This window comes from Streptomyces sp. NPDC060198, from assembly GCF_042728415.1.
Classification (GTDB): Bacteria; Actinomycetota; Actinomycetes; order Streptomycetales; family Streptomycetaceae; genus Streptomyces.
Genome location: NZ_JBHWZJ010000186.1, coordinates 1 through 13,899, shown reverse-complemented (window position 1 = coordinate 13,899; position 13,899 = coordinate 1). Strand labels below are relative to the sequence as shown.

The following is a 13,899-nucleotide window of genomic DNA, read 5'->3' as shown; positions in this document are numbered from 1 at the left end:
TCCGGCGGGTCCTGTAGGCCGTGTGTCGAAAGTCCCGCCCGCCCTCCGGGCGGACGGCGCTACTTCCGCAACACGCTTCAGGCGGCCTTGGCCTTCGTCGCGTACATGTCCACGTACTCCTGGCCGGAGAGACGCATGACCTCGGACATCACCGAGTCCGTCACCGCGCGCAGCACATAGCGGTCGCGGTCCATGCCCTCGTACCGGGAGAATTCCATCGGCTCGCCGAAGCGCACCGTGACCTTGCCCGGACGGGGAATCCCGGCGCCGCCCGGCTGGAGCTTGTCGGTGCCGATCATCGCGAACGGGACCACCGGCGCGCCCGTCATCAGGGTGAGGCGGGCGATACCCGTACGACCCCGGTAGAGCCGGCCGTCGGGGGAGCGGGTGCCCTCCGGGTAGATGGCGAAGGCGCCGCCCTCGTCCAGCACCCTGCGGCCCGTCATGAGTGCGGCGACCCCGCCCCGGCCGCCGTCGCGGTCCACCGGGATCATGCCGCTGCCGGTGAAGAACCAGGCCATCATGCGGCCCTTGATGCCCTTGCCGGTGACGTACTCGTCCTTGCCGATGTAGTACACCGGCCGGTCGCAGCAGATCGGCATGATCAGCGAGTCGATGAAGGTGAGGTGGTTGCCCGCGAGGATCACCGGACCGTCCCCGGGGATGTTCTCGGCGCCCTCGATCTGAGGGCGGAACATCAGGCGCAGGATCGGGCCGAGCACTGCCTTGATGACCGTGAGTCGGGACAACGGTTCCTCCGGTGTCGTGGCCGGGCCGGCCGGGGCGGTGACGCGATGGTCTGTGCAGGTGAGGACGATACTCGCGGCAACCCGCCGACCGCACATCGGGTTCACACGACGGATACGCAGTGTTGACTTGTGTTAGCGGTGTGTTGGCCCGCCCGACCCCCGGAGTACGGCCCCCCTGCCTACGCTCGGGGCCGCGCCGAAGCCGGTGTCGTCGCCGAACATCACACGCGAGGAGCGTCCATGACAGAGCGTACGCGCAAGAGCCCCGGCCGCCGGGCCCTGCTCGGAGCCGCGGTGCTCGGAACGACCACTCTCGGCCTCTCGGCCGCCGGCACCGCCGCGGCCGACGACCGGGGCCACGACAGCCGCGAAGCCAAGGGGAGCGGCGCCGGGCGTCGCCTGCGCGACCTGCCCGTCCCCACCGTCGTCGGCCACCGCGGAGCCAGCGGGTACCGCCCCGAGCACACCCTCGGCTCCTACCAGCTCGCCCTGGACCTCGGCGCGGACATCGTCGAGCAGGACCTCGTCCCGACCAAGGACGGCCACCTCGTCTGCCGCCACGAGAACGACATCACCGGCACCACCGACGTCGCCTCCCACCCCGAGTTCGCCGGCCGCAAGACCACCAAGACGGTCGACGGGGTGCCGCTCACCGGCTGGTTCACCGAGGACTTCACCCTCGCCGAACTGAAGACCCTGCGGGCCGTCGAGCGCATCCCCGGCAACCGCCAGAAGAACACCCTCTACGACGGCCGCTGGGAGATCCCCACCTTCGAGGAGGTCCTGCGCTGGGCCGACGCCGAGGGCCGCAAGCGCGGCAAGCCGGTCTGGCTCTACACCGAGACCAAGCACCCCTCGTACTTCCGGGGGCTCGGCCTCGCCCTGGAGGAGCCGCTCGCCAAGCTGCTCCGGCGCTACGGACGCGACCGCGCCGACGCCGCCCTCATCCTCCAGTCCTTCGAGCCCGACTCCGTGCGGCGGCTCTCCGGGCTGGTCTCCACCCCGCGGATCGTGCTGCTCGCCGGCGCGTCCTCGCGCCCCTGGGACTTCACCGCGGCGGGCGACCCGCGCACCGTCGCCGACCTCGTCACCCCGGCCGGCCTGAAGTGGATCGCCTCCTTCGCCCAGGGCATCGGCCCCACCCTCGACCTGGTGATCCCGAGGGACTCCGCCGGCCGCCTCGCCGCCCCGACCACCCTGGTCCGGGACGCGCACGCGCAGGGGCTGCTCCTCCACCCGTACACGATGCGCAACGAGAACACCTTCCTGCCCGCCGAGTTCCGCCGGGGCACCGACCCCAACGCGTACGGGGACGCCTTCGGCGCCTTCCGTGCGTACTTCGCCACGGGCATCGACGGCGTCTTCTCCGACAACGCCGACACCGCGCTGCTCGCGGCGGCCGACGCGCGCCGCGCCTGACGGCCCCGTCCAGCCACCGGGGCAGGGCCGGTCCGCGTCAGCGCCGGGCCCGTCGTGCCCCGGTCGGGTGGCACTTCCCGCGTACGGCAACCGCCCGCGTGCGGGACGCGTTGAGTGGGCGTGATCCCCGTCGACCGTGCAACGACCCCCGCCGGCCGCGTGCCGGCCGCCGGCCGCGTGCCGAGCGCCGCTCCCCGCGCTCCGGCCTCTCCCACCACGTCCACCGTCGTGGTGCTGACGGCCCTGCACCCGCTGGTGCGCGCCGAGGTGACGGCCGAGGCGCCGGCGGCCGGCACGGACCCGGCCGACCTGGAACAGACCGTCTGGCTGCGGCTGCTGGAGCGCCTCGCCTCGGGCGCTCCGTCACCCGACCCGGCCCGCTGGGTGCGCGACACCGTACGCGCCGAGGTCCGCCGGTCCCGCCGCGCCGCTCTGCGTGAACACCCGCATGCCGACGAGGGACCCGCCGCGGGACCCGGCAGCTGCCCCGAGCGCGCCACTCTCGGCGCCGACGAACGCCGGGCGCTGCGCGCGGCCGTCGCCAGGCTGCCCGGCCGCTGCGCCGGACTCCTGAACGCCCTGCTCGACCCGGGCGACCGCACCTACCGCGAGATCGCGGCGGAGTTGGGTATGTCACAGGGGAGTTTGGGGCCGATTCGCTCCCGATGCCTCGGATGTCTCCGCAGAATGCTCGCGACGGAGGTTGCCGCTCCAAGAACGCGGGGAATGGTGCGATGAACAACTGGCTTATCAGGTGAGCGGGAGGCATGCACACATGGGCATGAGTGTGATCATCTCGGCGGCGGACCAGAACGACGCCGAGCAGCTCTTCAGGCTCCAGTACCTCTGCTTCCAGAGCGAGGCGGAGCTCTACGGGAACTACCGGATCGACCCGCTCGTCCAGCCCCTGGAGTCCGTCCGGGACGAACTCGCCACCGACCTGGTCTTCGTGGCCCGGCTCGGCGACGAGGTCGTCGGCGCGGTACGGGGGTTCACCGCGGAAGACGGAACCGGCCGGATCGGCAAACTCTGTGTCCACCCCCGGCTCCAGGGCCACGGCCTCGGCGCCCGGCTGCTGCGCGCGGCGGAGACGGGACTGGCGGCCGAGCGCGCCGCCACCCGCTTCCGGCTGCACACCGGGCACCGCAGCGAGAGCAACCTGCGTCTCTACCGCCGTGCCGGATACGCGCAGGTCGGCGCCGAGACCGGTGAGGACGGAGTGCGCCTGATCCTGCTGGAGAAGGAAGCCCCGGCGGCCCAGGAGTACCTGGCGAGCGCCTGAAGCGTGTGTCGAAAGTCCCGCCTGTCCGGCGACGCCCGGCACGCACGCTCGCCGCGTTGTCGGGATCACCCCGATGCATCCAGTACCGGGGTGACCCTCCGCCGTGCGATCGCACGTAGCCGGACGCCGCCCGACCCGCCCCACGGGCGGACGGCGCCACTTCCGACACACGCCCCAGCGGCTCCCCGCCCGGCAGGAACGCGAAGTCCCGCCCGCACGGAACGCGCGGGGCGGGACCACGCGCTCACCGCACGTCACTCGGGGCCCGGGAACGGGTCGTGCCTCAGGCCTGCTTGGCCCGGCGCAGCCAGAGCAGTCCGGTGACCGGGAGGATCACCGGGATGAAGACGTATCCCATGCCGAAGTCCGACCAGACGGTGGCGTCCGCGAAGGCGGAGGGCTCCAGCATCGTCCATGTGCCCACGATCAGAACGCCCGTCAACTCGGCGGCGCAGCACACCAGAGCGGCCCGGCGGGCCTTCTCCCCGCCGCGTACCAGGGAGTACGTGATGAACCCGTACACCAGGGCGGCGACGGCCGACAGCGCGTACGCCAGTGGCGCCTTGCCGAAGTCCAGGATGATCTGGACGATCGCCCGCGAGGCGGCGGCGACCGTGAACACCCCGTAGAACCAGACGAGTACGCGGCCGGGGCCGGTCCCCAGGTCGAACGACGGCTTCGGCTCCGCCGCTCCGGACGGCGCCGGGGTCCCGGTGCGATCGGTGTCGGTCACGTCAGTTTCCCCAGATGTCGTAGAGCCGTACTTCGAGCACGGCCAGCACCACCGCCCCGGCGGCCACCGTCGCCGAACCCCAGCGGGTCCGCTCGGTCAGTGACAGGAAGCCGGCCGCGGGCACGGCCGCGAAGCAGCCGATGAGATAGCAGATGAAGATCGTCATGCCCTGCTCCGGGCGCTCGCCGCGCGCCAGTTGCACGATCCCCACCACCAGCTGGGCGAGCGCCAGCAGTGTGACGACCGCCATACCGATGAAGTGCCAGTCCTTGGTCGGCTGGTCCCGGTAGGCGGCGAATCCGCACCAGGCGGCGAGGGCGAGCGCGGCCACGGCGAGCGTGACCGTCAGGGCGTCGAGCATGAGCCGAGGGTATTACGGCCGCGCCCCGTGTCCGTGTCCGGCCCCGCCTCCCGGCGGCCGTGCGCGAAAGCGGGGCAGCGGCCTTGTGGACGGGGCGGGCGCGGGGGACCACGACGCTGCGACCGTGGCGTCCGCCACAGGCGCCCTGGCCGGAAGGATGTGTGGGCCCCGGCCGGAATGAGCCGCTGAACGACCATGTTTATGCAGGTCGGACGGGGTGTGCGAAGAGGAGGCGGGGGAGGGTCGCGCTCCACGTCAGTGCGTCCGCCATCCGGACGCACCGGTTCCGCGTTCCCTCACGTCTGTTTTACTTGGGGCATGACCACGACGAGCAGCCGCACCCTTGCGACCGAGGCGATCAGTACGCCCGGTGCTCGTCGCATGTGTCGAATGTGCGCCATCTGAGGGTCCACGCCAGCGTCTCGCGCCCCGAAGCGAGACCGCGCCGACGCCGTTGCCTCCCGGTCCCCCCGGCAGGAACGCTCCGGCCCCGCACGGCCTCGACCGGCACTCCAGTGCCGCGACCGTGCCGAGATCCCGGCCGACGAGGGCCGGTGAGTCTCCCTCGGACGAATGCCCCGTGCCCGGCGCACCACCACGCCGCGAGCACTCGACAGTGACGGAATCCTGTGATCACCACTTCGGGCCTCACGAAGGTCTACCAGTCGCGCGACCGCGAGGTCACCGCACTCGACGGAGTCGACCTGCACGTCGAGGAGGGCGAGGTCTTCGGCGTCATCGGCCAGAGCGGCGCCGGCAAGTCCTCCCTCATCCGCTGCGTCAACCTCCTGGAACGGCCCACTTCCGGCACCGTGACCGTGGCCGGCCAGGACCTCACCGCACTCGCCGGCCGGGGCCGCCGGGCGGGCAAGGAGCTGCGTGAGGCGCGCAGCCGCATCGGTATGGTCTTCCAGCACTTCAACCTGCTGGCCTCGCGCACCGTCCAGGGCAACGTGGAACTTCCGCTGGAGATCCTCGGCGTGCCCGGGCGCGACCGCTCCCGCAAGGCACTCGAACTGCTCGACCTGGTCGGCCTCGGCGACAAGGCGAAGGCCTACCCGGGGCAGCTCTCCGGCGGCCAGAAGCAGCGCGTCGGCATCGCCCGCGCCCTGGCCGGCGACCCGAAGGTGCTGCTCTCGGACGAGGCGACCTCGGCCCTGGACCCCGAGACCACCCGGTCCATCCTCCAGCTGCTGCGCGACCTCAACCAGCAGCTCGGCCTGACCGTGCTGCTCATCACCCACGAGATGGACGTCGTCAAGACGATCTGCGACTCCGCCGCGCTGATGCGCCGGGGCCGCGTCGTCGAGTCCGGCACGGTCGGCGAACTCCTCGCCACCCCCGGCTCCGAACTGGCCCACGAACTCTTCCCTCTCGGCGGCACCGCCTCGGCCCCCGGCCGCACGGTGGTCGACGTCACCTTCCACGGTGAGTCCACCGGCCGTCCGGTGATCTCCCAGCTCTCCCGTACCTACGACATCGACATCTCGATCCTCGGCGCCGCCATGGACACCGTGGGCGGCAAGCAGATCGGCCGGATGCGCATCGAGCTGCCCGGCCGCTTCGAGGAGAACGTCGTGCCCATCGGCTTCCTGCGCGAGCAGGGGCTGGGGGTGGACGTCGTGGACGAGGCCACCGCCACCGTGATCCCCGTGCAGACCACCGCCCCGCTCACCAAGGAGGCCGCGAAGTGACCTGGTCCGAAATGCAGCCCCTGCTGACCCAGGGCACCATCGACACCCTCTACATGGTCCTGTGGTCCGCGGTCGTCACCGTCGCCGTCGGCCTGCCGCTCGGAGTGCTGCTGGTCCTCACCGACAAGGGCGGGCTGCTCCAGAACACCGTGGTGAACAGAATCGTCGGCGTGGTCGTCAACATCGGCCGCTCGCTGCCCTTCATCATCCTGCTGATCGCGCTGATCCCCTTCACGACCTGGGTGGTCGGCACCTTCATCGGTCCGACCGCGATGATCGTCCCGCTGGCCGTCGGCGCCATCCCCTTCTTCGCCCGCCTGGTCGAGACCGCCGTCCGCGAGGTCGACCACGGGCTCGTCGAAGCGGTCCAGTCGATGGGCGGCTCCATCCCCACCATCGTCCGCAAGGTCCTGCTCCCGCAGGCCCTGCCCTCCCTGATCTCCGGCATCACCACCACCGTGATCGTGCTCATCGGCTACTCAGCGATGGCCGGCGCCGTGGGCGGCGAGGGACTCGGCTCCAAGGCCGTCACCTACGGATTCCAGCGCTTCGACAACCAGTTCATGATCGTCACCGTCGTGCTGCTCATCGTCATCGTGACCCTCGTGCAGCTCATCGGCGACCTCGCCGGACGCCTGCTGGCCCGCCGGGGCCGCACCGCCTGACGCGCCTTCCCGGCGCCGACCCCAGACCTCCGTCCCGCGCGCGTACCGGCACCGCTGTCGCGAACGCGCGGCGACGGCCGAGCCCGCACTCCTTGTCCGGGCGCTCCACCCCACCCGAAAGAGGCACTTTTCGTGCGCAAGACCCTCAAGCTCTCCGCGGCAGCCGCCGCCACCGCCGCCCTCGCCCTCGGCCTGAGCGCCTGCGGCACGGACTCCGACCCGTCCGCCGGCGGCACCGGCGCGAGCGCCGACACCTCCAAGGCGCTCGTCGTGGGCGCGTCCCCGACGCCGCACGCCGACATCCTCGACTTCGTGAAGAAGAGCCTCGCCGCGAAGGCCGGCCTCAAGCTGGAGATCAAGGAGTTCACGGACTACGTCCTGCCGAACACCGCCACCGAGAACGGCCAGATCGACGCCAACTTCTTCCAGCACAAGCCCTACCTGGACGACTTCAACAAGAAGAACGGCACCCACCTCGTGCCGGTCGTCAACGTCCACCTGGAGCCGCTCGGCCTCTACTCCAAGAAGGCCAAGGCGGTCAGCGACATCAAGGCCGGCCAGACGATCGCGGTGCCCAACGACACCACCAACGAGGGCCGCGCGCTCCTGCTCCTCGCCGACCAGGGCCTGATCACGCTCAAGTCCGGTGTCGGCACCGACGCCAAGCTGAGCGACATCACCGACGCCAAGGGCCTGAAGTTCAAGGAGCTGGAGGCCGCCACCGTGCCCCGCGCCCTGGACGACGTCGACGCCGCCGTCATCAACGGCAACTACGCGATCGAGGCCAAGCTCACGCCGTCGAAGGACGCGCTCGCCATCGAGAAGGCGGAGGGCAACCCCTACGCCAACATCCTGGTCGTCAAGAAGGGCGGCGAGAAGGACCCCCGCGTCGAGAAGCTCGCCAAGCTCCTCAACAGCGACGAGGTCAAGAAGTTCATCGAGGACACCTACAAGGGCTCGGTCATCCCCGCCTTCGGTACCCCGGCCGCTTCCTGACCCGCGTCCCGCGCCCGACCGCCGAGCCCCGTACCTCCCTCCGAGGAGGTGCGGGGCTCCGCCGCGCGGACCCGCCCATGCGCGGCGCGCGCCCGATACTGCATGCTGTGCCTTTACCGGTCTTCGGCATGGAGCTGCGCATGACTACCACCTTTCCGTCGATCTCGATCAGCACGGACCGACTGGTGCTGCGCCCCTACGACATGTCGGACCTCCCGGCGCTGACCGACATGATGAACGACGAGGCCGTCACCGCCTGGACGGACGGCCCGCAGCCGTACACCAGGATCGACGCCGAACGCTGGATCCGGCGGATCGCCCCGGGCGAGCGCACCCAGGGCCACGGCATCGTCTTCGCCGTCCACGAGTTCCTCACCCAGCGGCTGGTGGGATCCGTGCGACTGCTGAACACCGACTGGCGCACCCGCTCCACCGAAGTCGTCTACGTCACCGCCCACTGGGCACGCGGCGAGGGATACGCCACCGAGTCCGTACTGGCGCTCGCCGAGTGGCTCTTCCGTGACCAGGCCTTCGAGCGGATCGAGTTGCGCACCCAGGCCGACAACACCGCCTCCCAGCAGGTCGCGCAGAAGCTCGGATGCATCAGCGAGGGCGTCCTGCGCAACGCCCGGATAGCGCGCACGCAGACGGAGGACGGCGGCTGGGCCGACTTCCGCACCGACCTGATCGTCTGGGGACTCCTGCCGGAGGACCTCGAAGGCGTCGCCGAGCAGCTCGCGGACGCGGGCGGCTACGGCACCTACAACGACTGGAACTGACGGCGTACCGGAGCCCGCGTCCCCTCGGGGCCGGCCCCGGGGAGCGACCCGATAACCTCTACCCGGTTTCTCCGCGCGGGCATCCCCCGGCGGAGGACGCCCCTCACGCATCCCCACATCTCCAGGAGACGGACGACGATGGCCGACCGCGTCACGGTGATCGGCTGGGACGGCTCACCGCTGACCAGAGCGGCCACGGCAGCACTCTCCGCCGCCACGCTCGTCGCCGGCGCCGCGCACCACCTCGCGCTCGCCGAAGTGCCGCGCGACGCCGAACGCATCCGCCTCGGCAGCGTGGACCTCGCCGCCCGGCGCATCGCCGGGCACCGGGGGAGCGCCGTCGTCCTCGCGGACGGCGACCCCGGCTTCTTCGGAGTCGTACGCACCCTGCGCGCGCCCGAACACGGCCTGGAGGTCGAGGTCGTGCCCGCGGTCTCCTCCGTCGCCACCGCCTTCGCCCGTGCGGGGATGCCCTGGGACGACGCCCAGGTCGTCGTCGCCCACCCGAAGACCCTGCGACGGGCCGTCAACGTCTGCCGGGCCCACCACAAGGTCGCCGTCCTCACCTCGCCCGGCGCCGGCCCGGCCGAACTGGCCCTGCTGCTCGACGGCGTCCACCGCACCTTCGTGATCTGCGAGGAACTCGGCACCGCCCGCGAGCGCGTCACCGTCCTCACCTCCGACAAGGCCGCCGACCACGACTGGCGCGACCCGAACGTCGTCATCGTCGTCGGCAGCGGCCCCACCACCGCCGCCGCCGGCTGGATCGGCGGCCGTGACCCCGCCCGCCCCGACGGCGTACGGGGCTGGGGGCTGCCCGAGGACGCCCACCGCCGGGCCGGGAACGGTTCCGCCGGGCGCGACCACGCAGGGCACGACCGGGCCGGACACGACCGGGCGCGACCGGAGCAGAGCACCGAGGGCGAGTCCGCCGGGATGCGCGCCGCCCAACTGGCCCGGCTCGGCCCGCGTACGGGCGACCTGGTCTGGGACATCGGCTCGGGCACCGGAGCGCTGGCCGTCGAAGCGGCCCGCTTCGGCGCGGCCGTCATCGCCGTCGACCGGGACCCGGCCGCCTGCGCCCGGGTGACCGCCGCGGCCCGCTCCTTCGGCGTGGCCGTCCAGGTCGTCCAGGGCCTCGCCCCCCACGTGCTCGAACGACTTCCCGAACCCGATGTCGTACGCATCGGGGGTGGCGGCGTTCGGGTGGCCCTCGCCGTCGCCGACCGGCGCCCCGAGCGAATCGTCACCCACGCCTCCACCCGCGACCAGGCCGAAGCTCTCGTCACCGCGCTCTCCGGCAGCGGTTACACGGTGGAATGCGCGCTCCTCCAGTCCGTGGACCTGGACACCTCGGCCTGGCAGGAACGCGAACGGTCCGTCGCGTTCCTGCTCTGCGCGGTGCGTTCGGACCTTGCCCCGTGACCAGGTCGCTACAGCGCGGAAGGTAGGCTGGCGGATTGTTGTACCGAACCCGGCCGTTCGTCGCTTCGTGCGTCAATGTCCGGAAAAGGGAGCCGTTTTGTTTCTCCCTGTGGTACGGCACAACCGGGACGGCGTGAAGTGGCGCAGTCCACAGCGAACCGCGGCGCGACAAACCTGTCGCCGTGGCGAACGGCCGCGAGAATATGTAGAGGTCTGCGGGCGTTTCGTGCCGCGCGGCGAGCCCGCTCGTTCTAGTTGACGAGCACCGGCGTGCCGTGACGCGGGCGTCCCGGGCGATGGGCCGAAGGAGCACTGACGATGGGCGAGGGGTACGCATGACTGACACCGGCCAGATCCCGGGCGAGGGACAGCCGGAGAACGCAGGCATGGTGGAGCAGCCGGGCGTCCTCGCCCCGGATGCATACACCTACCTCGATCCCTCCGAGCAGCCGCCCTACGAAGACGACGTGCTGTTGATGCCCGCCGCCCAGGGCTCGTGGAGCGATCCGCAGGTCGTCCCGGCTCCCGCCGCGGACGCCTATCAGCAGTTCCCCCAGCAGAGCACGCACCCGTCCCAGGAGCCCGTGGCCCAGGGGCCCGCGGGCCACGACTCGGGGGCCTACGACCTCGGCGCGGTACGGACCCAGGCGCCCGCGCCCGTCGCCGCGCACGCGATGGCCTCCGCGCCGTCCCGCCGTCCGCTGCACCGCGGCCCCTCGGTCGACGGCCCCTCCTACGGCGGGCAGAGCGGTGTCGTGCGCTCGCTGGCCGACCGCGGCCCGGCCGGGTCCCCGCAGCCTCCGGCTCCGGCCCGTACGGTGACCCCGGCCCCCCCGGCGCCCGAGTACCCGGCACCCGCCGAGGCACCCGTGCCCGCCGAGGCACCCGTGCAGGCCGAAACGCCGGTGCAGGCGGAAGCCCCCGTGCAGGCGGAAGCCCCCGTGCAGGCCGAGGCTCCCGCGCCCGCCGAGGATCCCGCCGCGCAGGCGTTCGCTCTCCCGGGCCCGCAGCTGGGCGAGATCCCGCTCCAGGGCGCCGCCCCGTGGGGTGCGCCCGAGCAGGTGCCCGCCACGGACGAGCAGCCCCTCGCGGACGTGGACCCGGCAGAGGAGATCCTCCCGCCGTCCGAGCCCGCCGAAGCCGCGCCCGTGGAGGCCGCGTACACCGAAGCCGCGCCGGCCGGGATCCTCCCCGTCGCCGCGGAGCCGACGGAGACCGCCCCGGCGGACTTCGTACCGGCCCAGGCGCTCCCGCGGGCCGCACCGGAATTCGAGCCCGCGCCCGAGGCGGCGCCGGGCTTCGAGCCGGCCGCCCCCGCCCAGGAGTTCGCGCCGGCTCACGCCCTCGCCGAAGCGCCCGCGGAGATCGGGACGGAAGCCCCGGCGGACGGTTTGGTGGCCGGCCCGGCAGAAACGGTCGTCCCCGAGGCCCCGGCACCGGTCTTCGCGCCCGAGGCCACCCAGGAGCCGTACTTCCCCGTACAGGGTTCGGTGCCCGACACCGGGTTCACCGCGGTCGGGTTGCCCGAGCAGGCCCAGGACCACCAGTCGCAGGAGCACCGGGTGCCCGCGGAGCAGGCCGTCGCCGAGCCGGTGGCCGAGCAGGTCCAAGCCGCCGAGCCGGTCCGGTCCGGACCCCTCGCCTTCGACGCCGCCCCTGCCGCCGTTCTCCCGGAACCCGCCGCGGTGGACGACGGCGTCCCGGAGTCCGCCGCGCCGCAGGCCGCCGGAGCGCCCTGGGCCGTCGAGCCCCCCGTCGCCGGACAGGACGACGGGCCGCAGTACACGGAACCGGAACACCAGAACGTGCGACAGGAACAGCCCCAACCCGCCGAGGCTCCCGAAGCCCCGGTCTTCGAGGCCGAACCGGCCGGACCCGCGGCGGACGCCGCCGTGAACGCACCCGCCGCGGCCGCGGAAGCGCCCGCCGCCGAGGAGCCGGAGACCGAGTACCCCGCCGTGTCCCAGGAGCCGGCGACCGAACCGGCCCCCGGCTACGACGACGCGGAGCGCGAGGCCGTGCTGCGCGTCATGCGTGAGCGCCGCGACATCCGCAACGGCTTCCGCAGCGACCCGATCCCGCACGAGGTCCTGCTCCGCGTGCTGGAGGCCGCGCACACCGCGCCCAGCGTCGGCCACTCGCAGCCCTGGGACTTCGTCGTCATCCGCTCGGCGGAGACCCGGCGTTCCATGCACGAGCTCGCCCAGCGCCAGCGCGACGCCTACGCGAAGTCGCTCCCCAAGGGCCGGGCCAAGCAGTTCCGGGAGATGAAGATCGAGGCCATCCTCGACACCCCCGTGAACATCGTCGTCACCGCCGACCCCACCCGCGGCGGACGGCACACCCTGGGCCGTCACACCCAGCCGCAGATGGCCCCCTACTCCTCCGCGCTCGCCGTGGAGAACCTCTGGCTCGCCGCCCGCGCCGAGGGACTCGGCGTCGGGTGGGTCAGCTTCTTCGACGAGCGCGAGATGGTCCGCGCCCTCGGTCTGCCCGAGCACCTCGAAATCGTCGCGTACCTCTGTGTCGGGTACGTCGACGAGTTCCCCGAGGAGCCCGAACTGATGCAGGCGGGCTGGTCCAAGCGGCGCCCGCTCTCCTGGGTGGTCCACGAGGAGACGTACGGCCGCCGGGCGCTGCCCGGCGAGGAGCCGCACGACCTGCTCCAGGAGACCATCGCCAACATCCGTCCGCTGGACGCCAAGGCGCTCGGAGAGGCGTGGGAGCGGCAGAAGCGGATGACCACGCCCGCCGGGGCGCTCGGCATGCTGGAGATCATCTCCGCGCAGCTCGCCGGCCTCTCCCGGTCCTGCCCGCCGCCGATCCCGGAGCCCGCGGCCGTCGCGATCTTCGCCGGTGACCACGGCGTGCACGCCCAGGGGGTGACCTCCTGGCCCCAGGAGGTCACCGGCCAGATGGTGGCCAACTTCCTGGCCGGCGGCGCCGTCTGCAACGCCTTCGCGAGCCAGGTCGGCGCCGAGGTCTGCGTCGTGGACGTCGGCGTCGCCACCGAACTCCCCGCCACCCCCGGCTTGTTGCCCCGCAAGGTGCGGCCCGGTACGGCGGACTTCACCACCGGCCCCGCGATGAGCCGCGAGGACGTCCTCGCGGCGATCGAGGTCGGCATCGAGACCGCCCGCGACCTCGTCGCCGCCGGCAACAAGGGCCTCCTCATCGGAGAGATGGGGATCGCCAACACCACGGCGTCGGCCGCCCTCATCTGCGTCTACACCGGCGCCGACGCCTCCGAGGTCACCGGGCGGGGCACCGGCATCAACGACGAGATGCACGCCCGCAAGGTCGACGTGGTGCGCCGCGCCCTGGAGCTGCACCAGCCCGACCCGTCCGACCCGATCGGCGTGCTCGCGGCCGTCGGCGGCCTGGAGCACGCGGCGATGGCCGGCTACCTCCTGGGCGGCGCCTCACTGCGCACCCCGGTCATCCTGGACGGCGTGAGCGCCGGGGCCGCCGCCCTGGTCGCCCGTGCCATCGCCCCCGAGGCGCTGGCCGCCTGCATCGCGGGCCACCGCAGCGCGGAGCCCGGCCACGTGGCCGCGCTCAACAAGCTGGGCCTGCGTCCGCTGATCGACCTCGACCTGCGTCTCGGCGAGGGTACGGGCGCCCTGCTCGCGCTCCCGATCGTGCAGAGCGCCGCCCGCGCCATGCACGAGGTGGCGACGTTCGACTCGGCGGGTGTCACGGAGAAGTAGGGCGTGTTCCGAAAGCCCCGCCAGCCCGGCGGCGCCCGGCACGCACGCTCGCCGCGTCGGGGTCGCCCCGGTACATCCAGTACCGG

General features: G+C 72.5%; 12 protein-coding genes. 9 read left to right on the top strand and 3 right to left on the bottom strand.

The annotated features are described in order from the left end of the window. Positions 1 to 77: 77 nt before the first annotated feature. On the bottom strand, positions 78 to 749 hold the full coding sequence (locus tag ACFWEP_RS21680; protein ID WP_387371952.1) for a lysophospholipid acyltransferase family protein: 672 nt from the start codon (positions 747 to 749) through the stop codon (positions 78 to 80). Between the two features lie 240 nt (positions 750 to 989). Between ACFWEP_RS21680 and ACFWEP_RS21675 the strand changes: the two genes are divergently transcribed. From ACFWEP_RS21675 to ACFWEP_RS21665, 3 genes are all read left to right on the top strand, one after another. Beyond that, positions 990 to 2,168: a glycerophosphodiester phosphodiesterase gene (locus ACFWEP_RS21675; protein ID WP_387371951.1), complete on the top strand. Its 1,179-nt coding sequence runs from the start codon at positions 990 to 992 to the stop codon at positions 2,166 to 2,168. Between the two features lie 177 nt (positions 2,169 to 2,345). After that, positions 2,346 to 2,906, top strand: a complete 561-nt coding sequence (locus tag ACFWEP_RS21670; protein ID WP_387371950.1) for a sigma-70 family RNA polymerase sigma factor — start codon at positions 2,346 to 2,348, stop codon at positions 2,904 to 2,906. Between the two features lie 37 nt (positions 2,907 to 2,943). Beyond that, positions 2,944 to 3,450: a GNAT family N-acetyltransferase gene (locus ACFWEP_RS21665; protein WP_387371949.1), complete on the top strand. Its 507-nt coding sequence runs from the start codon at positions 2,944 to 2,946 to the stop codon at positions 3,448 to 3,450. 283 nt (positions 3,451 to 3,733) lie between these two features. On the opposite strand, the gene ACFWEP_RS21660 is transcribed toward ACFWEP_RS21665, so the two are convergent. Both ACFWEP_RS21660 and ACFWEP_RS21655 read right to left on the bottom strand, forming a co-directional pair. Next, on the bottom strand, positions 3,734 to 4,183 hold the full coding sequence (locus tag ACFWEP_RS21660) for a hypothetical protein (RefSeq protein WP_387371948.1): 450 nt from the start codon (positions 4,181 to 4,183) through the stop codon (positions 3,734 to 3,736). Position 4,184: 1 nt separating this feature from the next. Next, positions 4,185 to 4,544 (bottom strand): hypothetical protein, encoded by a 360-nt coding sequence (locus ACFWEP_RS21655; RefSeq protein ID WP_387371947.1) that lies wholly within the window; start codon positions 4,542 to 4,544, stop codon positions 4,185 to 4,187. 629 nt (positions 4,545 to 5,173) lie between these two features. Here ACFWEP_RS21655 and ACFWEP_RS21650 point away from each other — a divergent pair. The 6 genes from ACFWEP_RS21650 (at position 5,174) to cobT (ending at position 13,813) form a co-directional block, all read left to right on the top strand. Next, positions 5,174 to 6,238: a methionine ABC transporter ATP-binding protein gene (locus ACFWEP_RS21650; RefSeq protein WP_387371946.1), complete on the top strand. Its 1,065-nt coding sequence runs from the start codon at positions 5,174 to 5,176 to the stop codon at positions 6,236 to 6,238. Further along, positions 6,235 to 6,903 carry a methionine ABC transporter permease gene (locus tag ACFWEP_RS21645; protein ID WP_387371945.1) on the top strand — a complete coding sequence of 223 codons (669 nt, stop codon included), beginning with the start codon at positions 6,235 to 6,237 and terminating at the stop codon, positions 6,901 to 6,903. The genes ACFWEP_RS21650 and ACFWEP_RS21645 overlap by 4 nt, the downstream gene beginning before the upstream one ends. A gap of 132 nt (positions 6,904 to 7,035) precedes the next feature. Beyond that, positions 7,036 to 7,899, top strand: coding sequence for a MetQ/NlpA family ABC transporter substrate-binding protein (locus ACFWEP_RS21640; protein ID WP_387371944.1), 864 nt, complete (start codon positions 7,036 to 7,038; stop codon positions 7,897 to 7,899). Positions 7,900 to 8,039: 140 nt separating this feature from the next. Beyond that, positions 8,040 to 8,678, top strand: coding sequence for a GNAT family N-acetyltransferase (locus ACFWEP_RS21635; protein ID WP_387371943.1), 639 nt, complete (start codon positions 8,040 to 8,042; stop codon positions 8,676 to 8,678). Positions 8,679 to 8,816: 138 nt separating this feature from the next. Continuing rightward, positions 8,817 to 10,103: a precorrin-6y C5,15-methyltransferase (decarboxylating) subunit CbiE gene (gene cbiE, locus ACFWEP_RS21630; RefSeq protein WP_387371942.1), complete on the top strand. Its 1,287-nt coding sequence runs from the start codon at positions 8,817 to 8,819 to the stop codon at positions 10,101 to 10,103. Between the two features lie 335 nt (positions 10,104 to 10,438). Next, positions 10,439 to 13,813, top strand: a complete 3,375-nt coding sequence (gene cobT / locus ACFWEP_RS21625; protein ID WP_387371940.1) for a nicotinate-nucleotide--dimethylbenzimidazole phosphoribosyltransferase — start codon at positions 10,439 to 10,441, stop codon at positions 13,811 to 13,813. Positions 13,814 to 13,899 lie beyond the last annotated feature (86 nt).